Here is a 23587-nt window from a genome sequence, read left to right as displayed (position 1 = left end):
CGCTCCCCCTGCGGCCCGAAAAGGCTGAGCACCTCGACCGGCCCGCCGTCGCCGCCGAACCAGTGCGGCAGCCGGGTGTCGAACTCGGCCGCCTCAGTCGGTCACCAGCACGAGCGACGGGGCCTCCAGCCGCCCGCGCAGGCGCATCCAGCCCGCGGCCTGCGCCGCGACATGGAAGGTCGACACCACCGCGTCCGGCGGCAGCTCCGACGTCCGCCGCTCCAGCCTTCTGGCGATCAGCACGGTGAGCGGCGAGGCGGGCGGCGGGCGCGGCGCCACGAAGAACGCCTGGTAGATCCACTCGTACAGCCACGGCGCCCCGCGGAGCATCGCCCCGTACATCCGCCTGAGCCCGCGCCCGAGGCGCAGCGGCACCAGGTCCAGCACATCGACGACGCACACCTCCACGCCCCACGGCGCGATCCGGCGCGCCAGCTCCCCGGCGACGGCGTCATGGCCCGCCCCCATGGCGGCCGAGAGGATGAGGAGTCGTTTGCCCACGCGATCGATCCCCCTGTGAGACTGGTCCCATGTCGCATCTGACTCGGGCTCTCGCCGGGGGCCTCCTGGCGCACGCCCTGCCCGCCGCGACCTGGCTTCCACCCGTCCGCCTCCTGACTCCCCGGCTCGCCGGCCGCGGCGGAGCCCGCCACGTCGCGCTCACCCTGGACGACGGGCCCGACGCGCGCTCCACGCCCCTCTTCCTGGACGAGCTGGCCCGTCTCGGCTGCCATGCGACCTTCTTCGTCCTCGGCGCGATGCTCCAGCGCGACCCGTCCCTGGGCCGGCGCATCGTCGACGAAGGCCACGAGATCGCCGTCCATGGCTGGCACCACGACAACGCCCTGAAGACCCGCCCCGGCCGCGTCTCGGCCGAGGTGCGCCGCACCGTCCGCCTCATCGAGGACGTCTGCGGCGCCACTCCCTCCTGGTATCGCCCCCCGTACGGCGTCCTCACCGCCGAGGCCCTCTTCGCGGCCCGTCGCGACGACCTGAAGCCCGTCCTGTGGACGGCCTGGGGCAGGGACTGGACGGCCTCCGCGACGCCCCGCTCCGTGCTGGCCACGCTCTCCCCCGGCCTGGAGGGGGGCGCGACGCTCCTTCTGCACGACAGCGACGCCACCTCGGCGCCGGGCGCGTGGAGAGCGTCCCTCGGCGCCCTTCCCGGCGTGGTGGGGACCTGCCGCGCCACCGGCCTGACCGTCGGCCCGCTGCGCGACCACGAGGTCTACTCCCCAAGCACGTCACCTGGTCACTCATAACCAGACGGTGCCCGTCCATGCTGGCGCGCGAGACGCGTCCCGCTTCGCAACGGCCGGGGAGTGACTATTCCGTTGTGCGGCGGCGAGGCAGTCCTGACATCCCGTTTCGGGGGTGACCCACCGCTTTCCTGATATCACTGACTGCGACTACAAGGGAGCGGATGGTGATGATGTCGGAGTCTGGCGGAAGAGCCGGTTCGCGTAACGAAGTGCTCTGCCTGGCGGCCGGGGTCGCCGACGTGGTGGCGGAGGGGTTGCGGGGCCTGACCCGGCGCATGCCCGGTCCGGCCGAGGTCCGGCAGGAGCTTCGCGCGCGCGGTGAGCTGGCGCTGCGGCGCAACGGCGCGGCTCCGGAGGCGCACATGGAGGTCCTGGCCCGTCACGCCGGCGCACGGGTCAAGGATGGCTGACCTCCGGACCCGCGTCGACCGGGCGCTGAAGGAGTTCGTCGAGGCGGAGGTCGCCGAGCTGCTGGCCCTGGACGGCGAGCTGGCGCCCGTCGCCGACCAGTTGCGCATCTCGGTCGACGGCGGCAAGCGGATCCGCCCGGCGTTCTGCTACTGGGGGTGGCGCGCCGCGGGGCAGCCGGACACCGACGCCGCCGTGCGCGCGGCGGCGGCGCTGGAACTCGTGCACGCCGCGGCGATCGTCCACGACGACGTCATCGACCGCAGCCCGATGCGGCGCGGGCGGCCGACCGCGCACGAGAGGCTCGGCGACGGCCTCGCCATCATGGTCGGCGACCTGCTGGTGGCGTGGGCCGCGCAGCTGTTCCACTCCTCGGGCCTGCCGCGGGCGTTCCTCGGCCGGGCGGTCCCGCTGTGGACGGCGATGGGCCGCGAGCTGGTGGCGGGCGAGTGCCTGGAGATCCTGCGGACGGGGGCGGCGCCCGACGTGGCCCGCTCGCTGACGATCGTGCGGTTCAAGACCGCCTCCTACACCGTCGAGGGGCCCCTGCGGATCGGCGCGGTGCTGGGCGGGGCGGCCGCGCCGACCCTGGACGCGCTGGCCTCCTACGCCCGGCCGCTCGGAGAGGCGTTCCAGCTGCGGGACGACCTGTGGGGCGTGTTCGGCGACCCGCGCCGGACCGGCAAGTCGACGCTGGACGACCTGGCCGGCCGCAAGCCCACCGCCCTGCTCGCGCTGACCCTGACCGAGGCCGGCAAGCCCGACCGCCGGCGCCTGCGGGACCTGCTGGACGGACCGCTCACCCCGGCCGGCGCCGCCGAGATCCGGGAGATCATGCTCCGCGCCCGGGCGCCGGACCGCGTCCGGCAGATGATCGACGAACGCGCGCACGCCGCGCGCGCGGCGCTCGCCGGCACCCGGCCGGACGCCGCCGCCGCCCTGGCCCGACTGATCTGCGAGGTGACCGCCGATGACTGAGTACACCGACCGGTACATGGACGCTCTGCGGCTGAAGGGCGACCCGCTCGCCGACGCGACCGTCGAGGCCCTGTTCAGCAGCGGGCAGGTGGGCAGGTACAACACCCTCATGCGCTGGTTCACGACCTCCGGCCAAGCGCTTCCCGACGGCCTGCCCGACGCGGCGCGCGACTACCTCCAGGCGACCGCGACCCCGCCGGACTGGATCGACTGGGGCGTCATGGAGCAGGCGCGGCAGTTCTTCGTCGACAACGACGTGCACGTCTCCACCGCCCTGTCGTTCGCGGCGATGCCGGCCTGCTACGTCGTCCCGCACGTGGCCAAGCTCCTGTCGGCCACGCACTCGCTGGCCTACCCCTCGCGCCGCATGGCCGAGACCGGGCAGTTCACCGTCTACCTCATGCAGCCCGACGCGTTCCAGGCCGGCGGGCGGTTCCTGCCGGCGGCGCAGAAGGTGCGGCTCCTGCACGCCTCCATCCGCCGCCACCTGAAGGAGGAGGGCCACTGGCCCGAACCCGTCGCGATCTGCCAGGAGGACATGCTCGGCGGGCTGATGATGTTCAGCATCCAGGTCCTGGACGCCCTGCACCGCATGGGGATCCACATCACCGCCGAAGGCGCGGACTCCTACTACTACGCGTGGCGCGTCGTCGGCGCGATCCTCGGAATCGACCCCGCGACCATCCCCCCGGACCTGGAGGCGGCCCGGGAGTTCTCCGACCGGTACATGGTGCGCCACATGGGCCCCTCCCCCGAAGGGGCGCACCTGACCCGGCAGCTGATCGACATGTACGAGGAGGTCGTCCCCGGGAAGCTGCTCGACCCGGTCGTGCCCGCGCTCATCCGCTATCTCATCGGCGACACGTCCGCGGACTGGCTCCAGGTCCCCCGCTCGCGGTTCGACTCCCTCATCGGGCTCGCCCCGGCCCTGCTGGGCGCCCTGGAATGGGCCGAGGACCGCGGGCCATGGGCCGAGCACGTCTCCGACCGGCTCGGCCACCTGGTCACCATGCTGGAACTGTCCTCCCTGACGCGGGGGCGCGTCATGCACTACGCCATCCCGCAGGAACTCAAATCCGACTTCGGGGTCCCCTCGAAGAACGCCCGCTGGACACCGCCCAGCCCCGCCCTCTGACCACGCGCGATCGGCGTCCGACGTACCGAGGAGGATGTTTCGGCAGCACAGGAGGGGCAGGGGCCAACCATCGCCGCCGACTCTCCAGGGGGGAAGATGAGTGAGCGATCAGAAGCCGCGCCCGGCGACGTCGTCGACCTCCTGCTGAGGCAGCACGCGGAGATCCGGCGGCTGTTCGACCGGGTCGAGGCCGCCGCCGGGCACGAGCGGGCCGAGGCCTTCCACCGGCTGCGCCGGCTGCTGGCCGTGCACGAGACCGCCGAGGAGGAGGTCGTGCACCCCTACGCCCGCCGTCACATCGATCGGGGCCACGAGGTGATCGAAGCGCGCCTGGCCGAGGAGAACCAGGCCAAGCAGCTCCTGTCGGACGTCGACTACTTCGGCCCCACGAGTTCCGACTTCCTCCAGCGGCTCGGCGACCTGCGCCTGTCCGTCATGGACCACGCCCGGCACGAGGAGGAAGAGGAGTTTCCCCAGCTCCGGCGGCATGCCACCGAGAAGGACCTGCGCAGGATGGCCACCGCGGTGAAGGCCGCCGAGGCCGTGGCCCCCACCCGTCCGCACGTCGGGTTCGAGTCCGCCCCCGCCAACCTGGTGGCGGGGCCGTTCGCCGCCGTCGCCGACCGCACCCGGGACGCGATCCGCAAGGCCCTCGGCAGGCAGCACGGCTGAGGAGACGGAGGGAGCCGGACATGGGAGCCGGGAACCGGACGGTCCACGGCCGCGCCGTCGCGGGTCAGGGTTCGAAGCGGTAGCCCATGCCGGGCTCGGTGATCAGGTGGCGGGGGCGCGCGGGGTCGGGCTCCAGCTTGCGGCGCAGGTGGGCGAGGTAGACGCGCAGGTAGTTGGTCTCCTTGTCGTAGGCGGGGCCCCACACCTCGTGGAGGAGCTGCCGCTGGCCGACCAGTGCGCCGGGGCTGCGGACCAGGACCTCCAGGATGTTCCACTCGGTGGGCGTCAGGCGGACCTCCCGGCCCTCCCTGGTCACCCGCTTGGCGCCCAGGTCGATGGTGAACGCCCCGGTCTCCACCACGGCGGCGGCCGGCTCGGCCGGGGCGGCCCGCCGGACCGCCGCGCGCAGGCGGGCCAGGAGCTCGTCCATGCCGAACGGCTTGGTGACGTAGTCGTCGGCCCCCGTGTCCAGGGCCCGGACCTTCTCCTCGGAGGCGTGCCGCGCGGAGAGGACGAGGATGGGGACGTGCAGCCATCCGCGCAGCGCCTGGATCACTTCGACGCCGTCCATGTCCGGCAGTCCGAGGTCGAGCACCACCACGTCCGGCCGGCGCCGGGCGGCCAGGTCCAGGGCGGTGCGGCCGTCGGGCGCGGTGTCCACCTCGTAGCCGCGCGTCCGCAGGTTGATGCGCAGGGCCCGGACGAGCTGCTGCTCGTCCTCGACGAGGAGTACGCGCGTCACAGTGGCCCCCTGTCCCCTCCGCCGGCCGCGGAGCCGTCCCCGCACGCGCCGGCGGCCGGCAGCGCGAAGACCATGGTGAGGCCGCCTCCCGGGGTGTCCTCCGCCCGCAGGGCGCCGCCCATCGCCTCGGTGAATCCCCTGGCCACGGCCAGGCCCAGCCCCACGCCGGTGCCCCGGGGCGAGTCCCCGAGGCGCTGGAACGGCGCGAAGATCTGCTCTTTGGCCGCCTCCGGAACTCCCGGGCCCCGGTCCGCGACCCTGATCTCGACCCGGCCGGGCCGCAGCTCGCCGGCCCGCAGGGTGACGGCGCCCGCGCTATGCCGGACGGCGTTCTCGACCACGTTGGCCAGCGCCCGCTCCAGCAGCCCGGCGTCGGCGAGGACCGGCGGGAGCGTCTCCGGGACGTCCACCTCGACGCGGCCGGCCGGGACGCCCTGGAGGGCGGGCGCCACCACCTGCTCCAGGGAGATCGGCTGGGTCAGCGGGGAGACGGCGCCCGTCTGCAGGCGGCTCATGTCGAGCAGGTTGCCGATGAGGCCGTCGAGCCTGTCGGCCGACTCCTCGACGGTGGCCAGCAGTTCGGCCTCGTCCTCGGGGTCCCAGTCGACGTCGGTCTGGCGCAGGCTGCTCACCCCGGCCTTGATCGAGGCCAGCGGGGTGCGCAGGTCGTGGGAGACCGCGGCGAGCAGGGCGGTGCGGATCTTGTTGCCCTCGGCGAGCCGCCGCGCCTGCCCGGCCTCCTCGGCCAGCCGCCGCCACTCCAGCGCGGCGGCGGCCTGGGACGCGAACGCCGACAGCACCCGCCGGTCCGCGGCGGGCAGGACGCGCCCGCGCAGCGCCAGCACGGTCTCGCCGCTCCGGTCCGCGCCCTCGCCCTCGCCGACCCTGGCCTGCGCGTCGGCCCGGTCGGGGTCGGGGCACGGGTCGGAGCCGGTCGACCCCAGGACCGTCCAGCCGTCCCCCGCCCGCTCCAGCAGCGCGACCGAGGTCACGCCGAAGGTCTCGCGGACCCGCTCCAGCAGGGCGGGCAGCGCCTTCTCGCCGCGCAGCACGCTGGTCGCCAGCATGCTCAGGGTCTCGGCCTCCGCGCCGCTCTGCGCCGCCTGCCGGGAGCGGCGCGCGGCCAGGTCCACCACCGAGGCGACCGCCGCCGCCACCCCGACGAAGATCACCAGCGCGAGCGCGTTGTCGCGGTCGCCGATGGTGAGGGTGTGGAAGGGCGGGGTGAAGAACCAGTTGGCCAGCAGGCTGCCCAGCACCGCGGCGGCCACCGCCGGCCACAGCCCTCCGGCGAGGGCGACTCCGACGGCCAGCACCAGGTAGAGCAGGATGTCGATGACCAGGCCGAACCGCAGGCCCGTCCCGGCCAGCAGGCCGGTCAGCGCCGGGGGGCCGGCGAGGGCGAGCGCCCATCCCGCCCCTCTGCGCCGGCGGCTCAGCGCCGGGCCGCTCGCGCGGGTGGCGCCGGAGCGCCTCCCGGCGTGCTCGTGGCCGACGATGTGGACGTCGAAGTCGCCGGACTCCCTGGTCACGGCGCTCCCGATCCCGTGCCCGACGGCCCGCCGCCGGCCGGAGCGGCGCCCGGCCCCCACGACGAGCTGCGTGGCGTCGACGCCGCGGGCGAACTCCAGCAGCGCCGTCGCCACGTCGTCGCCCACCACCTGGTGGAACGTCCCGTTCATGCTCTCCACCAGGGCGCGCTGGCGCGCGACCGCGGCCGCGGAGCCCTCATCGAGACCGCCGCTGCGCACCACCCGGACGGCGAGGAGGTCCGCGCGCCCGGCCCGGGCGCCCATGCGGGCCGCGCGGCGGAGCAGCGCATCGCCCTCCGGGCCGCCGCCCAGCGCCACGACGATGCGCTCGCGCGCCTCCCAGGGCTCGTTGATGCCGTGCTGGTCGCGGTAGCGGGCCAGCCCCTCGTCGACGCGGCCGGCCACCCACAGCAGCGCCAGCTCGCGGAGCGCGCTGAGGGTGCCCGTCCTGAAGTAGCCGGGCGGCAGGGCGGCGGCCTCGTCCGGCGCGTGGACGTTCCCGTGCGCGAGCCGCCGGCGGAGCGCCTCGGCGGTCATGTCGACCAGCTCGATCTGGTCCGCCCGCCGGACGACCGCGTCCGGGACGGTCTCGCCCTGCCGGACCCCGGTGATGCCCTCCACGACGTCGCTGAGCGATTCCAGGTGCTGGACGTTGAGGGTGGAGACCACGTCGATGCCCGCCCGCAGGAGCTCCTCGATGTCCTGCCACCGGTGGGCGTTGCGGCTTCCCGGCGCGTTGGCGCGGGCCAGTTCGTCGACCAGCGCGACCTCGGGACGGCGGGCGAGCAGGGCGTCCACGTCCAGCTCGGTGAGCCGCGCCCCCCGGTGGTGCGTGCGGCGGGGCGGGACGACCTCCAGGTCGCCGATCTGCTCGGCCGTCCGGGAGCGCCCGTGGGTCTCGACGAGCCCGACGACCACGTCCGTGCCGCGCCCGGCACGCCGCCGGCCCTCGCTCAGCATGGCGTAGGTCTTGCCCACCCCGGGCGCCGCGCCCAGATAGATGCGCCATGCGCCCCGCCTGCCCATGCCGAGCGCCGCCTCCCCCTCGCCTGAATTGACCCTTTTTATGAGGCCTGGCGAAATCTAGCAAAGCCTGGTGAGCGGCCCTGCGCGGTCCGTCCCCGCGGACCGGGATTTGACGCTTTCTTAACGGCCGCCGGTCCGCAGGGTGACCACCATGGTCAGCCCGCCGCCGGGAGTCTCCTCGGGAAGGAGCGTGCCCCCCATCGCCTCGGTCATCCCCCGCGCCAGCGCCAGCCCGAGGCCGACACCGGTGCCGTCGCCGCGGTCGTCCAGCCGCTGGAAGGGCGCGAAGACCGCGTCCCTCTCGGACGCGGGGATTCCGGGACCGCGGTCGATCACACGCAGCTCGACCCTGTCCGCGTGGGCGCTCGCGGTCACCGTGACGGGCTCCCCGGGCGGGTTGTGGCGGACGGCGTTGGCGATCAGGTTCGCCAGCACCCGCTGGAGCAGGGCCGGATCGGCCGGCACCTCGGGCAGTCCGCCGGAGATCCGGATGCGCACCCCGGCCGCGTCGAGGAGGTCGAGGGAGGCCACGGCGCGGGGCACGACGTCCTCGACCGCCAGGGGCCGCGCGGCGACGCCGAGCACGCCGGCCTGCAGCCGGCTCATGTCGAGGAGGTCGGCCACGAGCCGGTCGAGCCGCGCCAGGGACTCGGCGGCGGTGTCGACCAGTTCGTCCCGGTCCTCCTCGATCCAGGTGACGTCGGGGCTGCGCAGGCTGTCCACGGCCGCCTTCGCCGAGGACAGCGGGGTCCGCAGGTCGTGGCCGACGGCGTTGAGCAGGGCGGTGCGGATCCGGTCGGCCTCCGCCAGCGGGCGCGCCCGCTCGGCCTCGGCGGTCAGCCGCTGCTGCCGCAGCGCGGCCGCGGCGTGGGCCGCGAAGGCCTCCGCCACCCGGCGGTCCTCGGCCCGCAGCGTCCGGCCGCGCAGCACCAGGACGAGTTCGTCGTCGATCGGGATCCCGGTCTCGCCCGCCTTCGGGGCGGTGCAGGGCGGGCCCCCGGCCGTCGACACGATGCGCCAGCGGTCCGGATCGCCCTGCACACCGAGCGTCCCGGCGGCCTCCGGCCCGCGCTCCAGCAGGGTCACCGCCGTCAGCCCGAAGGTCTGCCGCAGGTCTTCCAGGATGTCGCGCGGCGTGCTCTGGCCGCGCAGCACCCCGCCCGCGAGGGCGGACAGGACCTCGGCCTCGGTCCGGGTCCGGGCCGCCTCGCGGCCGCGGCGGCAGTTCAGGTCGACCACGGCGCTGACCACGGCGGCCACGACGACGTAGACCACCAGGGCCAGCAGGTTCTCCCGCTCGGAGATCGTGAACCGGTCGAGCGGCGGCGTGAAGTAGAAGTTCAGCAGGAGGGACCCCGACACCGCGGCGAACAGCGCGGGGTACAGGCCGCCGACCAGCGCCACGCCGACGACCACGACGAGGAACAGCAGGATGTCGCTGGGCAGGGAGAACTCCCCCTGCAGATGCTGGAGCACCAGGGTGAGCAGCGGGAGGAGCGCGGCGGCCAGCACGAAGCCCGCGGTGCGCCGCCGCCGGGTGAGGCCGCCGCTCGACGGCCGGGCCCGGCGCCCCTTGCTGACCTCCTCGTGCGTGACCAGGTGGACGTCGATGGGGCCGGAGTGGGCGGTCGTCGTCACGCCGACGCCCCGGGAGAAGAGCTGGGCGACCCGGCCCCGCCGGGAGGCGCCCAGCACCAGCTGGGTCGCGTTGACGCCCCGGGCGAAGTCCAGCAGGGCGGTCGGGATGTCGTCGCCGACGACCTGGTGGTAGGTGCCGCCGAGGTGCTCCACGAGGGCCCTCTGCCGCACGAGGTGCGCGGGGTCGGCGCCGGTGAGGCCGTCGCCGGGGAGGACGTGGACGGCCAGCAGGTCGGCGCCCTTGGTGCGGGCGGCGACGCGGGCGGCGCGGCGGATCAGGGTGTCGCCCTCCGGCCCGCCGGTGAGCGCCACGACGACGCGTTCTCGCGCCTCCCACGTCCCGGCGATGCCGTGGTCGGCGCGGTAGCGGTCGAGCTGGTCGTCGACCTTGCCCGCCAGCCACAGCAGCGCCAGCTCCCGGAGCGCGGTGAGGTTGCCGACGCGGAAGTAGTTGCCGAGCGCGGCGTCGACCTTCTCGGGGGGGTAGACGTTGCCGTGCGCCATCCTGCGGCGCAGCGCCTCGGGCGTCATGTCGACGAGTTCGACCTGGTCGGCACGGCGGACCACCTCGTCCGGGACGGTCTCGCGCTGCGGCACGCCGGTGATCTGCTCGACGACGTCGTTCACCGACTCCAGATGCTGGACGTTGACGGTGGAGATGACGTCGATCCCGGCGTCCAGGATCTCCTCGATGTCCTGCCAGCGCTTGGCATGGCGGGAGCCGGGCACGTTGGTGTGGGCCAGCTCGTCGATGAGCGCCACCTGCGGGCGGCGGGCGATCACGGCCTCGGTGTCCATCTCGGTGAACGCGGTCCCGCGGTACTCCATCGTCCTGCGGGGCAGCGTCTCCAGCCCGGCGAGCCGCTCCGCGGTCAGGGGCCGGCCGTGCGTCTCCAGGTACCCCGCGACGACGTCGGTGCCGCGGGCCCGCCGCCGGTGCGCCTCGGCGAGCATCGCGTACGTCTTCCCCACGCCCGGGGCGGCCCCCAGGTAGACGCGGAGCCGCCCGCGCGTCATGATCAGCCCCTCCCGGCGCCGACGGGGTGGTCGCGGTCCAGTTCGAGGTTGAGGCGGAGGACGTTCACCACCGGCTCCCCCATGAAGCCGAGCGCCCGGCCGGTCTGGTTGTGCCGGACGGCCGCCAGCACCCGCGCCTCGGAGATGCCGCGCGCCTTGGCGACCCGCGGCGCCTGGAGCCTCGCGTAGGCGGGCGTGATGTGCGGGTCGAGCCCACTGCCGCTCGCGGTGACGGCATCGGCCGGCACCTGGGATTTCGCGGGCGCGCTTCCCCTGACCGGGACGGTCAGGCCCGAGGCGAGGTCCTCGCCCGGCCTGGCGCACTCGACCCGTACTCCCCTGTAGGAGGCCACGAAGGGCACGGCGGGGCAAGCCTGGTTGGCGCTGACGACGCGGGAGGGCTTCGGGACGGTGCCGTCGGGCGCCCGCGTCCCGAACACCTTGAGCACCGCGCCCACCCCGTCGGGCGTGCAGTACGGCCGCTCGCCGTCCACGCCTTCGAGGTCGCCGACGGCCTTGCTCCGCGAGCACACCTGGGTGAGGAGGCTCTGCTCGCCCTCGACCTTGGCAGCCGGATCGGCGAGCGTGTCCAGGACGCTCTCCGGCCCGAGGTTGCTCGCCGCCGTCGAGGTCGGGTCATAGCCGTCGCCGGCCGCGGACGGGCGGCTCTGGAAGTACTGCTTCAGCGGCTTCCCGGCCTTGTCGGTGAAGGACTGGCCGATGAGCGCGCTGCCCGCCGTCCTGCCGCCGGCGGTCTTCACGATGCTCCCGTCGGCCCGGCCCTTCAGCCCGGGGATCTGGGCGACCCCGAAGACGGCGAGCGGGTAGGCGACGCCGAGCACGACGGTGAGGACCAGCAGCGCTCGCACCGCGGCCACGTGCCGGCGAATCCAGGTTGGCATACGCATGTCAGGACATCCCCGGAAGGAACTGGATGAGAAGGTCGATCAGCTTGATTCCGATGAACGGCGCGACGATCCCGCCGAGGCCGTAGAGGCAGAGGTTGCGCGACAGCAGCCTGGTGGCGTTGCTCGGGCGGTACTTCACCCCGCGCAGCGCCAGCGGGATCAGCGCGATGATGATCAGCGCGTTGAACACCACGGCCGACAGGATCGCCGACTGCGGGCTGGCCAGCCGCATGATGTTGAGCGCGTCCAGGCCCGGGAACAGCGTGACGAACAGGGCCGGGATGATCGCGAAGTACTTGGCGATGTCGTTGGCGATGGAGAACGTGGTCAGCGCGCCTCGAGTGATCAGGAGCTGTTTGCCGATCTGGACGATCTCGATGAGCTTGGTGGGATCGGAGTCCAGGTCGACCATGTTCCCGGCCTCCTTGGCGGCGGACGTGCCGGTGTTCATCGCGACGCCGACGTCGGCCTGGGCGAGCGCCGGGGCGTCGTTGGTCCCGTCCCCCGTCATCGCGACCAGCCGGCCGCCCTCCTGCTCCTTCCTGATCAGAGCGAGCTTGTCCTCGGGCCTGGCCTCGGCGAGGAAGCCGTCCACACCCGCCTCGTCCGCGATCGCCTTGGCCGTCAGCGGGTTGTCGCCAGTGATCATGACGGTGCGGATGCCCATCGCCCGCATCGCGGCGAACCGCTCCCGCATGCCCTGCTTGACGACGTCCTTGAGGTGGATCACCCCCAGGACGCGCGCTCCCCCGCCGCCGGCCTCGCCGACCACGAGCGGCGTCCCGCCGGAGGCGGAGATGCCGTCCACGATCTGACCGAGCCCTGGTGGCACGGTCCCGCCCTGCCCGTGGACCCAGTCGGCGACGGCACTGGCCGCCCCCTTGCGCAGCGACCGTTTCGCCCCCTCGTCCAGGTCGACGCCCGACATCCGGGTCTGGGCGGTGAAGGCCACCCAGTCGGCGTGGGACAGCTCCCCGGGCGTACGCTCGCGCAGCCCGTACCGCTGCTTGGCCAGCACGACGACCGAACGACCCTCGGGCGTCTCGTCGGCGAGGCTGGCCAGCTGCGCCGCATCGGCCAGTTCGCCCTCGGGCACCCCGTCGAGCGGGATGAACTCGGCCGCCTGCCGGTTGCCGAGGGTGATGGTGCCGGTCTTGTCCAGCAGCAGCGTGTTGACGTCGCCCGCGGCCTCCACCGCCCGCCCGGACATCGCCAGCACGTTGCGCTGCACCAGCCGGTCCATGCCCGCGATCCCGATGGCGCTGAGCAGCGCGCCGATCGTCGTCGGGATCAGGCAGACCAGCAGGGACACCAGTACGATCCCGGTCACGCCATGGGCGCCCAGGGCCGGCGAGTCCGGCACTCCGGGGTCGCCGCCCTTGGAGTAGATCGCCAGCGGTTGCAGGGTCGCGGTGGCGAGCAGGAAGATGATCGTCAACGCGGCGAGCAGGATGTTCAGTGCGATCTCGTTCGGCGTCTTCTGCCGGCTGGCGCCCTCGACCAGGGCGATCATCCGGTCGATGAAGCTCTCGCCGGGCTTCTGGGTCACCCTCACCACGATGCGGTCGGACAGCACCCTGGTGCCGCCGGTCACCGCCGACCGGTCACCGCCGGACTCCCGGATGACCGGGGCCGACTCGCCCGTGATCGCCGACTCGTCGACACTGGCGATGCCCTCGACCACGTCTCCGTCCGCGGGGACGATCTGCCCGGCCTCGACGACCACGATGTCGCCCTTTGTGAGCGCCGGGGCGGGGACGGACTCCTCCACCACGTCCACGGCCCCGGGCTCCCAGCCGACCAGGCGCCGGGCCGTCATGTCCCGCTTCGCCCGCCGCAGCGTGTCGGCCTGGGCCTTGCCACGGCCCTCGGCCACCGCCTCCGCAAGATTGGCGAAGACCACGGTGAGCCACAGCCAGACGACGACCAGCCAGGCGAACCACGTCGGCTCGGTGACGGCCAGCACCGTGGACCACACGGCGCCGATCTCCACGATCAGCACGACGGGGTTGCGCCACAACGTCCGGGGGTCGAGTTTCCGGACCGCGTCCGGCAGGGACCGCAGCATCTGCCGCGGGTCGAGCAGGCCGCCCTGGACGCGGCCCGACGGTTCGGGGGCGGGTGACTGCGCGGTTCCCCGCGCGGTCTGCGTCGTGGACATCAGTGGATTCCTTCTGCCAGCGGCCCGAGCGCGAGCGCGGGCAGGAACGTGAGCGCGACGAGGACGACGGTTACGCCCGCGACCATGCCGACGAACTGGGGCCGGTGCGTGGGCAGGGTGCCGTCCGATTCGGGAGTGTGCCCCTGGTGGGCCAGCGAGCCGGCCAGGGCGAGCACGAAGATGATCGGCAGGAACCGGCCGAAGGCCATGCACAGGCCCAGCGCCGTGTCGTACCAGACCGTGTTGACCGTGAGGCCGGCGAACGCGGAGCCGTTGTTGTTGGACGCGGACGTGAACGCGTACAGGACCTCCGAAAGCCCGTGCGGCCCGGAGTTCAGCAAGCCCGCGCGCCCGCGGTCGGTCGCCATCGCCGCGGCGGTCCCGGCCAGCACGAGCGCGGGCGTGACCAGGAAGTACAGCGCGGCGAACTTGATCTCCCGCGAGCCGATCTTCTTGCCCAGGTACTCGGGGGTGCGGCCCACCATCAGCCCGGCCACGAACACCGTGATCACGGTGAGGACCAGCATCCCGTACAGGCCCGAGCCGACGCCGCCGGGCGCCACCTCGCCCAGCATCATGTTGAACATCGTCATCATGCCGCCGAGGCTGGTGTAGGAGTCGTGGAAGGAGTCGACGGCGCCGGTCGACGTCAGCGTGGTCGCCGCGGCGAACACCGCGGAGTTCAGCACCCCGAAACGCGCTTCGGTGCCCTCCGTCGCCGCACCGACCGCGGTCGGCACAGTGCCGTGGTGCATGTTCTGGAAGATCATCGTGAGCGAGACGCTCACCAGCGCGATGACCCCCATCACCGCGGCGATCGCATACCCCTGCCGGACCTGGCCCACCATGCGGCCGAACGTCCGGGTCAGCGCGAACGGGATGACGAGGATCAGGAAGATCTCCAGCCAGTTCGTCCACGCCGTGGCGTTCTCGAAGGGATGGGAGGAGTTGGCGTTGTAGAAGCCGCCGCCGTTCGTCCCGAGTTCCTTGATCGCTTCCTGGGACGCCACCGGACCGCCCGTCAGCGTCTGGGCGCCGCCGGCGATCGTGTCCACCGTGTGGTGGGCGGGATCCCAGAAGTTCTGCACCAGTCCCCCGGACACCAGCACGACGGCGCCGACGAACGCGATGGGCAGCAGGATCCGCAGCGATCCCCTGGTCAGGTCGACCCAGAAGTTGCCGAGGTGCTCGCTCTTGCGGCGTGCGAAGCCGCGCACCAGCGCGACGGCCACGGCCATGCCGACGGCGGCCGAGACGAAGTTCTGCACCGCGAGCCCGGCCATCTGCACCAGGTGGCCCATCGTCGACTCGCCCGAGTACGACTGCCAGTTGGTGTTGGTCACGAAGCTGACCGCGGTGTTCCAGGCCTGGTCGGGCTTGACCGGATCGAACCCCAGGCTGAGGAGGAGGTGGTTCTGCAGCCTCTGGAACCCGTAGAGGAACAGCACGCTGACGACCGAGAAGGCCAGGACGCTGCGCGCGTAGACCCCCCACCTCTGCTCGGCCCCGGGATCGACTCCGACCAGCCGGTACAGCACACGCTCCACCCGCGAATGCCGGGTCTCGGAATAGACCCTGTGCATGTAGTCGCCCAATGGCCTGTTCGTCAGGACGAGGGCGAGGAGAAGAGAGCCGAGAAACAGGATCCCGGCGACCGTCGGACTCACTAGAAACGCTCCGGGAAAAGAAGGGCCGCGACTAGGAAGGCGACCAGCAGCACGGCCAGCGTCAGGCCGATTCCGTTCTCCGCGGTCACAGCCGCTCGACCGCCTTCACGACCAGCGCGAACAGGGCGAAGACCGCCACCGTCAGCAGGATGAACGCCAGATCTGACATTTCTCGATTCCTTGGAGGGCGGCGGAAGGCCGCCACGGAGCGCCGGGTACTCGTCACACCCGCACCCGCTTTGGGGGTGCATCAGGCAGTAAACGGCACTTGCCCAGCATTTCCCCGGGCCGTTGACGCGTTCTTAGCGCGCGGAGCGCCGCGCTTAACGCTTCCTTAACGCCCGTGGATTCCGGCGTGCGCCGAGAACGCTCGTCCCCTCGCCCCGGGGGCTACCGACGCCCGCATGATCTCCGCCGAGGAATCCGGCTACCTGGACCTGCTGCCGGCCCATCCAGTCGGCCGCACCCGCCGCCGCCTCGGCCGCCGACCCTGCCCCCCGGCGGGCCTCAGCGCCACCAACGCAGGCCGGTGGGGGCGGCGCGCAGCACGTTCGTTCCGCAGTGGATGGAGCCCAGGCGCACGTGGTAGTACCACGCCTCCACCCAGGTCACCCGATAGCCGATCCGGTCGGCGACGGCCTCGGTCCAGGCCTCGAAGAGGTCGACCTTGCGCTCGGGGATCCGCAGCTTCCGCCAGGCGCTCCCCCTGAGGAAGCCGCGCGAGTCGAACGCGCCCGGATTGGCCCGGACGATCTGCTGCCGGATCTCCCCGCGATCGGTCTCCTTGGGCCAGCCGTCGCGGAAGGCGGAGGTCAGCTTCTCGGCGTCGTCCCCGGCGAGGTCGCCCGCTATCGAACCGGGCCGCGCCCAGTGGACCGTGCGGTCGAGCCCGCGGGCGCGCAGCCACTGCGGCGTGAAGCGCGACGCCTTCACGTCCCCGACCTCCTCGGCCACCGCGCGCAGCACCCGGGCGGCCGCCTCGACGTCCATCCGCGGCCCGTGCGGCCGCGGGACCAGCAGCCAGGGGGCGGCGACCTGGAGGTTCGCCAGGTTCGGGGTGAAGGCGGCGGTCTGCTCGGCGAGCGCCGACCGGTCGTCGAAGACGACCGGGAGCTTGAGGATGGAGATCGCGCCGTACTCGGTGGTGAGCTTCTCCTCGGTCTCGGTCAGCTGCCCCTTCGCCGGGATGGACGCACCGTCCGGCCCCGTCCGCTGACCGGCCGGCTCGGGGTCCTCCAGGTCCTCGTTCGTCCCGTCGCGGAAGAAGTCCAGCTCGAAGATCGAGATGCCGGCCGGCAGCGAGGGGGTGGTCGGCTGCCAGGGCGAGTCGGGCAGCGGGAGCGGGGAGTTCGGGATCGGGCCGGCGAAGTCCCGGTACCGCTTCGCCATCGACAGGTAGATCTCCGGCGGCTCGATCGGCAGCAGCTGCCCCCTCTCGTGCTGGTGCAGCCACTGCATGCCGCGGAGCAGATGGGTGACCGGGTTCGCGCCCTCGTAGGTGAGCCGCCCGGTGCGGGTGGGGATCCAGTTCTTGTACCGGGTCAGCTCTCCCGGCGACAGGCCCGCCATGAACTCCTGCCGTGCGGCCGCGACGAGCTTGAGCGCGACGAGCGGCGAGGAGCGCAGCACGGCGCCCTTCGGGCTCTGCGGGTCGCGCAGGTCGGGGACGAACGCCAGCACCTCGTCCACGTGACCGACGTCGAGCCAGCTGGTGTCGACCTCCAGCACCCGCTGGCGGCCCTGCGCCTGCCCGCGCAGGAAGGCCAGGAGTTCGGGGTCCATGTCGGTCGCGGTGGAGCCGTCCGGCTGCGGCGTGGTCCGGTTGCCGACGACCACCACGCCGGCCGGGGCCTTGGCGTGCGGCGGCCCCACCTCGATGTTGCCGCCGAAGTTGTGGCTGGAGTGCCACTGCTGGAGCCGCTTCTCCAGGCGGCCCACCTCCGCCTCGGACATCAGGAAGTCCTGCTGCGGCAGCTTCCCCACGGCCGGCAGCCGCAGCCGGAGCTGGGGCGCGCCCTGCGGCACCGGGATCTCCCGCCGGACGTCCTCGACCTGCTTCTCGGCGTTCTGGACGAGCCGGCCGAGCTTGTCGTGCTGCTTGTAGAAGGGCGAGTCCGGGCGTTCGGCCGCCGCCCTGGCGACCTGCTTCAACCGGCCGGCCAGCGCGGGCAGCTCGTTGCGGGCGCGGAAGAACTCGACGGTCGCGTCGCCGAACAGCGCCACGGTCGTGTTCAGCTCGACCTCGGTGCCGATCCGCGCGATGGACTCGAACAGCTGCCGGCGCAGCATCTTGATCCGGATCATGATCACCAGGGCGCGGTCGCTGCCGACGAAGCCGAGCCGCCCGGTCGTGCCGTCCGGGGAGGTGATGGTCAGCTCCCGGTCCCAGAACGACTGGCAGATCCCGAGGTCCCGGCTCGGGAAATGGGCGGTCACCATCGAGCTCAGGTTGGGCGCGACGACCCCCTGCGCGGCGTCCGAACGGGTGCGCGGCGTGTGGAGGAGCACGCGCGTCGGACCGTCCGGGGTCTCGGTGAAGCCGAGCTGGTACTGGTCCTGGATCCAGCTGTCGCCGCCGTGCACCTCCATCGGGACGAGGGTCAGCGGCACGCCGAGCGGCTGGAGCGCGGCCTGCACCTCCGCGACGGCGGGACCGTTGTCGTCCAGGGGTTTGGCCGGGTCATCCGAGGTGACCTGGCACATGTAGAGCCGTTCCAGCGCGCCCGCGTTCCCGATGAGGACGAACGGGGACACGGTGAACAGCACCTCGTCCTCGACCACGGTGCCGGCCGGGTCGTCGCGCTCCAGCCACACCGTGACCCGGCCGTCCGGGACCCCGGGGGCCGGTCCGCTGAGCACCTGGCCGGCCGGCGGAGTGGCCGGAAGGTCCACCGCCTCCAGCGCGAGCCTGCGGGGGAACGGCCCGACCGGCAGCCGGAAACGCACCCGGTCGCCCGCCCCGGCCCCGGCGAGCCGCCTGCCGGTGGCGTCGACCACCGCGCATCGCACGGCGTCCGCGCCCCGCAGCACCACGAACAGCGGGCCGGGGGCCGCGGTGACCTCCTCCACGAGGAGCCCGGCCGGTTCGTCGTCCCCGGCCGTCTTCACCGGCAGCTCGCGGTCCAGCCGGACGGGGTCGCCGCGGGTGACCGTCGTGGGCAGCCGCCGCGCGTCGTCGTCCAGGTTGGCGCGGACCAGGGCCCCCGGCGGCGCCTGCCGCCGCGCCCATTCGCCCGGCCGCGCGGCGAGCCTGCCGTCGCGGTCGAAGTCGGCGTGCAGCCGGTAGGCGGTCATCGACCGCTCGCGACCTCGTGCCCGGCGCCGGACCCGGCGGGAGCGTCCGCGGCCGCGTCGTCCCGGCCGTCCTCCGACCCGTCCGCCAGCGCCACCGGGGCCGCGGGCTTCAGCGCGTCCCGCAGCGGAGGCACGTCCGAGACGTCCTGGACCAGCACCAGGTCGGTGGGGACGACCACCTCCCAGGGCTTGGAGCCCGCCGGGTACGGGACGCCGTTGTCGAGCTTGCCGAGGTTGGTGGTGATCTCATCGATGATCGGCACGTACAGGTCGTCGTCGATCCGGGGGACGTCGTTGCCGTCCCAGATGTTGCCGGTGTACACGAAGTAGGCGACGGCGCTCTCGAAGCCGGGCCGCACCGGCACCTGGACGCGCGCCGCGCCGGCGCGCAGGAAGGCGGCGAAGTCGGCGTCCGGGTCGGTGATGTTCAGCGCGGAGATCCACCGGGCCCGCCGTCCCCACATGTGGGGGTAGCAGACGTAGAGCATGTTCTGCCACTCGAAGGCGTTCTCCAGGAACCGGATGAACGTGCCGTTGGCGTTGGCCTTGTCGAGGTCCAGAACCGGCTCGGGCGGGGTCTTGGGCACCGGCGGCTGGAAGGAGTCGAGGTTCAGGTCGGGCTTCTTGGCCAGCATCATGATGACCCACTTCTTCAGCTCGTCGCGCTCCACCCGCCGGTTGACCAGCGGGTTGCGGCCGAACTGCTGGTTGGTGCTGCGCTGGAGCTCCCGCTGCGCGGCCCTCTCGTTGTACTCGGCGAGCTGCTGCTGGTACGCGGCGATGACGGCGTCGAAGACCGACTGCTGCCACCGGGCCTCGGCCTCCGGGGTGACGACGCACTCCACGTCCACGCCGACCGACCAGCACAGGGCCGTCACGGCGATGGAGATGGAGAGCTCCTTCTCCCCGGAGGCCGTCCCGCTTTTGGCGCCGAAGATGTCGGTGTAGATGTACAGCTGGCCGCCGATCACAATGTGGAAGTTGTGCACGCTGCCGGCCTCGAACAGATGGGTCGCCTGCACGGTCACGCTCTTGGCGGTGTACCCCTCCGGTATGTCGATCTTCCCGGCGCGGCCGAAGTTGGTCGTGGTGGTGCCGTCCTGCTTGTCCGAGAACGTGACCGTCCGGGTCGACGGCGGTGGAGCGGGCGCGTTGACGACGCGGTAGCGGGCGACGAACTCGGTGTAGTTGCCGCGGGTCAGGTAGGACGGCCGCAGGGGCTGCCCGTCGGGCATGGCCGGCGCCTGCGGCTTCACCAGCTCGCTGTCCTGCGGCGGGTTCTCCACCAGCCCGTAGAGGTAGTACGCCGCCGGCTCGGGCACCACGAAGTCGAACATGAACCGCTGGCCGTAGTTGAAGACCTGGGCGTCGTAGACCTTGTTCAGCCACCGGTAGACGCCGCGGACGTGCTTGGCGAAGCTGTTGCTGAAGGCGTGCCGGTTGGTCTCCTCGAACTCCTCCAGCGTCCGCCGCCGGACGAGGCTGCGGACGCGCTCGCGCACCTTCTCCGCCGTGCGCTGCGTGACCTCCTGCGAGAACGAGGACGCCTTGCGCTGGGACTCCTCGGTGGACGTCGAGCTTCCGGCCTTGACGCTGGAGGAGAACGACGCGGCCGGGCCGTAGCTGCCGCTCACCTGGAGTCCGGCCTCGATGTCGAGCTGGCTCTTGACGTGCTTCTCCGCCTCGTTCTGCAGCTCGTCCCGCTCGGTGGACTGCAGGTCCCGCTCCTTCTCGGTCTCGGTCTCCGTCTCGTCCTCCGTGGTCACCTCCACCTGGGTGAGCCGGCGGGTCGAACGCTCCCGCGTCTCCCCCGCCATGATGTTCTCGACGTGGGCGAACTCCCCCAGCTCGTAGGCCTTGATCTTCTGCCGCACCACCAGCAGGTCGGCCACCCCGGCGGCGGAGTGCTGCGGCGCGGGCGGCGGCGGCCCGGCGGCGAGCCCCTCGCCCGGAGCGTTCATGGCCCGGTGGAACCGGTCCAGGTCGATCTCGCCCCCGTCGAAGGCCAGGGTCCCGGCCGGCCGGACGTCCGCCGCGACCTGCCCGGCCGCGTGGTGCAGCTCGGCCTCGACCGCGGGGATCGCCCGGAACGGCCGCAGGTCGCCGGCGAGCAGCCCCAGCCGGTCCAGCACTCCCCGCGTCTCCTCGCCGAGCCCCGCCACGGCGTCGGCGGAGAGCGTCGGCTCGGCGCTCGCCGCCTCGGGGGGTTCGGCGGCGCCCGGGACCGCCGCGGCGGTCACCGACGAGAACACCAGGTGCCTGTCGTCGTGGACCAGCCTGAGCAGCTCCCGGTGCGCGCGGCCCAGGTCGTCCAGCCAGGCCCTCGCCTCGTCGTCGCGCTCCGCCGGGGCGGGCGGCGCCGGCGCGGACGCCGGGGCCGGAGCGAGTCGCCCCAGGAACGACGGCAGCGTCGCCGGCGCGCTCATGACGTCGCCGAGCGATCGCTCCTGCCCGGCCGCCTCGGCCGAGGCGGCCAGCGCGAGCAGCTTGGCGTCGAGCAGGTCCCGCTCCGCGGTCCCCTCGGCGTCGCCGCGGAGCGCCGCCGCCAGCAGCCGGTCGCTCAGCTCGGCCCGGGCCGCGGCGAACTCCGGCGCGTCGACCAGCTCGGCCAGAGACCGCCCGTAGGCCCGCGAGACGCAGCCGTTCAGGTCGGCCTCGCCCAGCGTGCTCTTCTCGTTCGCGTAGAACCAGGCCCGCAGGTGGGCGAGATCCAGCCCGGCGGTGCGCGCGGCCGCGTCCGGCCGGGCAGGACCGCTCACCATCTCGCGGAGCCTCTCCCGGTCGGCGCCCTCCGCCGCGGCCTCGGCCAGCCGCCGGTAGAGCTCGGACGTCTCGACCATGATCGGCATCCCGGCCAGGGTCGCCTGCTTGCGCGCCGGGCGCACGGTCATGAACCGGAATATGCCTTCACTCGCCATCGAGGTTCCTCCACGATCTTCCCGGCCGCCGCCCTGGTGGGCGACCGCGAGACTCGGCTCACCGCAGAGTGCGCTGAGTAGTCGCGGAACTACATCGTGGAAACCACTACTTCCGGTGGCCGGATGGTGCCGCTGAGTCGAGGAAAACCCCGAACATCACTCTCGCCGGCGGCCACCCCTCGTCGAAGAGGCGGGGTCGGTGCCCATGCCCGCCTCGCCGCCGACGAGGACCGCGGTCGCCGCATGCCGGGCTTCGCCGTGCGCGGCGAGCAGTTCCGCACGCTCCGGCCCTCTGCCCACCAGCACCGGGCTCACCGAACGGCTCGCCATGGCCGCAGAATAACCCGAGCCCGAAATCCAAAGAGGCGAAGACGGTTCGCCTCGGCCATCAGTCCAATTTGCGCTGACCGGCAGCCGCGACGCCGGCCGACGGCCCCGGTCCGCGAGCGCGGCTGACGCCTGAGAGAAATGCGTTACCAGAACGCGCGCGGACCTCCGAGGGTGGTGACCGGCGAGTGAAATCGGGTTATGTTGATCTCCAATTCCGTGCGGAGCGGTCCACCCTTCCCGAAGATGTGATTGGGGTGCTGACATGACCACGACCTCTGCGAACTACCGTGAGCGCGGCTGGTGGCGGGACGAGACCTTTCTCGACGACCTTCGGCGGCACGTGCGGGAAAGGCCGGAGAAGGCGGCGGTGGTCACCAGGCGCCAGTCCGACGGGCGGACGCACCGGCTCGACTACGCGCAGCTCGCCGCCGCCGCCGACAGGTGCGCCGGCGCTCTGGTCGAGCTCGGTCTGCGGCCCGGTGACGTGTTCGCGGCGCAGCTCACCGACCGGTGGGAACTCGCGGCGATCACGCTCGGCTGCATCCGGGCCGGGGTCGTGTACTGCCCCCTCATGAAGACCTACCGGCGCCGCGAGCTCGACGTCATGCTGCGCGTCACCGAGGCGCGGGTCCTCGTCACCATGGCAGAGGACAACGGCGACCGGCTGGGCGAGCTGGGCGCCGGGCTGGCCGCGGAGCTGCCGTCCCTGGAGCGCGTGTTCGTCGCGGACGGGCAGGGGCCGGACGGCACCGAGGACTTCGAGTCGTTCTTCTTCGGGACCGCCTGGGAGGAGCGGCACGGCCACCTGCTCGACGAGCGGGAGCTCGGGCCCGACGACCCGTATCTGGTCCTGTTCACCTCGGGCACGACGAGCGATCCCAAGGGGGTCCTGCACAGCCAGAACACGTTGTACGCCGCCATTCGCGGCGAGGCGGAGACGTTCGGCCTCGACGAGACGCTCGTCATGTACACCACCGCGCTCTACACGCACTACACCGGTGTCGTGCAGGGCATGCTGATGCCGCTGACGCTGGGCGGCACCATGGCGTTCCAGGACGCCAAGGACCCCGGCGACGCTCTCGATCTCATGGCCCGGCACGGGGTCACGTTCTTCTACTGCGCGCCCTTCTACCTGCTGAGCCTGATCAAGGAGCAGCGGTCCGCGCCGCGCGCGCTCCCCGCGCTGGCGTGGCTGGTCAGCGGCTCGGCGCCGATCCCTCCGTACTTCATCGGCGAGACCGCGAACGTCTTCGGACTCCGGTTGCACTCGCTGTGGGGCATGACGGAGAACGGCCCGGTGACGATCACCCGTCCGGACGATCCGGAGGACTGGGCCGCCCACAGCGACGGAAGTCCCATCTCGGACATGGAGCTGCGGATCGACCCCGTGTCGGACCGGACCGGGGGCGAGGGCGTGCTGTGGGTGCGGGGGCCGACGCAGTGCCTCGGCTACTACCGGCGGGACGAGCTGTACGCGGCCGACCTCGACGAGGACGGGTGGTTCAACACCGGCGACCTGGCCCGGCCGGACGGCCGGGGCGGCATCCGGATCACCGGCCGGGCCAAGGACATGATCCTGCGCAACGCGAACATCGCGCCGGTCACCGACCTGGAGTCGATCATCGGACGGCATCCGGGCGTGCGCGACGTCGCGGTCATCGGCATCCCCGACGAGCACGAGGACGAGACGATCTGCGCGGTGGTGACCCCGGTCTCCGCGGCCTCCCCGGTCACCCTGGAGGAGTTGCAGAGCTCGCTGGACGAGGCCGGGATGACCAAGGCGTACTGGCCGCGGCGGCTCGAGCTCCTGGAGGTCCTGCCCACGACCGCGACGGGCAAGATCCGGAAGGAGGAGCTGCGCCGGCGCTACTCGCGGGCGGAGGGGACGCGGGGGTGACG

Annotated in this window: 17 protein-coding genes and 1 pseudogene; 6 read left to right on the top strand and 12 right to left on the bottom strand. The window is 72.8% G+C overall.

Annotated features, from left to right (window positions below):
* Positions 1 to 114 (bottom strand): annotated as a pseudogene (locus tag AB0K37_RS16980) (XRE family transcriptional regulator); the annotation flags it as partial.
* Between the two features lie 416 nt (positions 115 to 530).
* Between AB0K37_RS16980 and AB0K37_RS16975 the strand changes: the two are divergent.
* The 5 genes from AB0K37_RS16975 (at position 531) to AB0K37_RS16955 (ending at position 4455) form a co-directional block, all read left to right on the top strand.
* Complete coding sequence (locus AB0K37_RS16975; RefSeq protein WP_363981390.1) at positions 531 to 1262, top strand: polysaccharide deacetylase family protein; 732 nt, start codon at positions 531 to 533, stop codon at positions 1260 to 1262.
* Positions 1263 to 1471: 209 nt separating this feature from the next.
* Positions 1472 to 1672 carry a hypothetical protein gene (locus AB0K37_RS16970; protein ID WP_363981387.1) on the top strand — a complete coding sequence of 67 codons (201 nt, stop codon included), beginning with the start codon at positions 1472 to 1474 and terminating at the stop codon, positions 1670 to 1672.
* On the top strand, positions 1665 to 2648 hold the full coding sequence (locus AB0K37_RS16965) for a polyprenyl synthetase family protein (RefSeq protein ID WP_363981384.1): 984 nt from the start codon (positions 1665 to 1667) through the stop codon (positions 2646 to 2648). The genes AB0K37_RS16970 and AB0K37_RS16965 overlap by 8 nt, the downstream gene beginning before the upstream one ends.
* Positions 2641 to 3783: an oxygenase MpaB family protein gene (locus AB0K37_RS16960; protein ID WP_363981381.1), complete on the top strand. Its 1143-nt coding sequence runs from the start codon at positions 2641 to 2643 to the stop codon at positions 3781 to 3783. The genes AB0K37_RS16965 and AB0K37_RS16960 overlap by 8 nt, the downstream gene beginning before the upstream one ends.
* Before the next feature lie 96 nt (positions 3784 to 3879).
* On the top strand, positions 3880 to 4455 hold the full coding sequence (locus AB0K37_RS16955) for a hemerythrin domain-containing protein (RefSeq protein WP_363981379.1): 576 nt from the start codon (positions 3880 to 3882) through the stop codon (positions 4453 to 4455).
* A gap of 64 nt (positions 4456 to 4519) precedes the next feature.
* Here the strand turns inward: AB0K37_RS16955 and AB0K37_RS16950 are convergent, their stop codons facing one another.
* The 11 genes from AB0K37_RS16950 to AB0K37_RS16900 all read right to left on the bottom strand — a co-directional run bounded on the left by AB0K37_RS16950 (position 4520) and on the right by AB0K37_RS16900 (position 21688).
* A complete protein-coding gene (locus AB0K37_RS16950; RefSeq protein ID WP_363981376.1) occupies positions 4520 to 5197 on the bottom strand; it encodes a response regulator in 678 nt (225 codons plus the stop codon).
* Positions 5194 to 7755 (bottom strand): DUF4118 domain-containing protein, encoded by a 2562-nt coding sequence (locus AB0K37_RS16945; protein ID WP_363981373.1) that lies wholly within the window; start codon positions 7753 to 7755, stop codon positions 5194 to 5196. Before AB0K37_RS16945 ends, AB0K37_RS16950 begins: the two co-directional genes overlap by 4 nt.
* 120 nt (positions 7756 to 7875) lie before the next feature.
* Entirely contained in the window at positions 7876 to 10410 is a 2535-nt protein-coding gene (locus AB0K37_RS16940) for an ATP-binding protein (protein WP_363981370.1), read from the bottom strand.
* Positions 10411 to 10412: 2 nt separating this feature from the next.
* Positions 10413 to 11312, bottom strand: coding sequence for a potassium-transporting ATPase subunit C (locus tag AB0K37_RS16935; RefSeq protein ID WP_363981393.1), 900 nt, complete (start codon positions 11310 to 11312; stop codon positions 10413 to 10415).
* 7 nt (positions 11313 to 11319) lie between these two features.
* Positions 11320 to 13479, bottom strand: coding sequence for a potassium-transporting ATPase subunit KdpB (gene kdpB, locus AB0K37_RS16930; RefSeq protein ID WP_363981367.1), 2160 nt, complete (start codon positions 13477 to 13479; stop codon positions 11320 to 11322).
* Positions 13479 to 15146: a potassium-transporting ATPase subunit KdpA gene (gene kdpA / locus AB0K37_RS16925; protein ID WP_363981364.1), complete on the bottom strand. Its 1668-nt coding sequence runs from the start codon at positions 15144 to 15146 to the stop codon at positions 13479 to 13481. The genes kdpB and kdpA overlap by 1 nt, the downstream gene beginning before the upstream one ends.
* Complete coding sequence (gene kdpF, locus AB0K37_RS16920; protein WP_345181398.1) at positions 15146 to 15235, bottom strand: K(+)-transporting ATPase subunit F; 90 nt, start codon at positions 15233 to 15235, stop codon at positions 15146 to 15148. The genes kdpA and kdpF overlap by 1 nt, the downstream gene beginning before the upstream one ends.
* Entirely contained in the window at positions 15232 to 15372 is a 141-nt protein-coding gene (locus AB0K37_RS16915) for a hypothetical protein (RefSeq protein WP_345181401.1), read from the bottom strand. Before AB0K37_RS16915 ends, kdpF begins: the two co-directional genes overlap by 4 nt.
* Before the next feature lie 281 nt (positions 15373 to 15653).
* Positions 15654 to 18440: a protein-arginine deiminase family protein gene (locus AB0K37_RS16910; protein WP_363981359.1), complete on the bottom strand. Its 2787-nt coding sequence runs from the start codon at positions 18438 to 18440 to the stop codon at positions 15654 to 15656.
* Positions 18437 to 21331, bottom strand: a complete 2895-nt coding sequence (locus AB0K37_RS16905; RefSeq protein ID WP_363981356.1) for a hypothetical protein — start codon at positions 21329 to 21331, stop codon at positions 18437 to 18439. Before AB0K37_RS16905 ends, AB0K37_RS16910 begins: the two co-directional genes overlap by 4 nt.
* Before the next feature lie 183 nt (positions 21332 to 21514).
* Entirely contained in the window at positions 21515 to 21688 is a 174-nt protein-coding gene (locus AB0K37_RS16900) for a hypothetical protein (RefSeq protein ID WP_363981353.1), read from the bottom strand.
* A gap of 262 nt (positions 21689 to 21950) precedes the next feature.
* On the opposite strand from AB0K37_RS16900, the gene AB0K37_RS16895 reads away from it, so the two are divergent.
* Positions 21951 to 23585: an AMP-binding protein gene (locus tag AB0K37_RS16895; protein WP_363981350.1), complete on the top strand. Its 1635-nt coding sequence runs from the start codon at positions 21951 to 21953 to the stop codon at positions 23583 to 23585.
* Positions 23586 to 23587: the final 2 nt, after the last annotated feature.

Source organism: Actinomadura sp. NPDC049753 (genome assembly GCF_040674655.1).
Lineage (GTDB): Bacteria > Actinomycetota > Actinomycetes > Streptosporangiales > Streptosporangiaceae > Spirillospora > Spirillospora verrucosospora.
The sequence above is the reverse complement of the archived record's forward strand: the minus strand, read 5'-3'. Positions and strand labels throughout refer to the sequence as shown.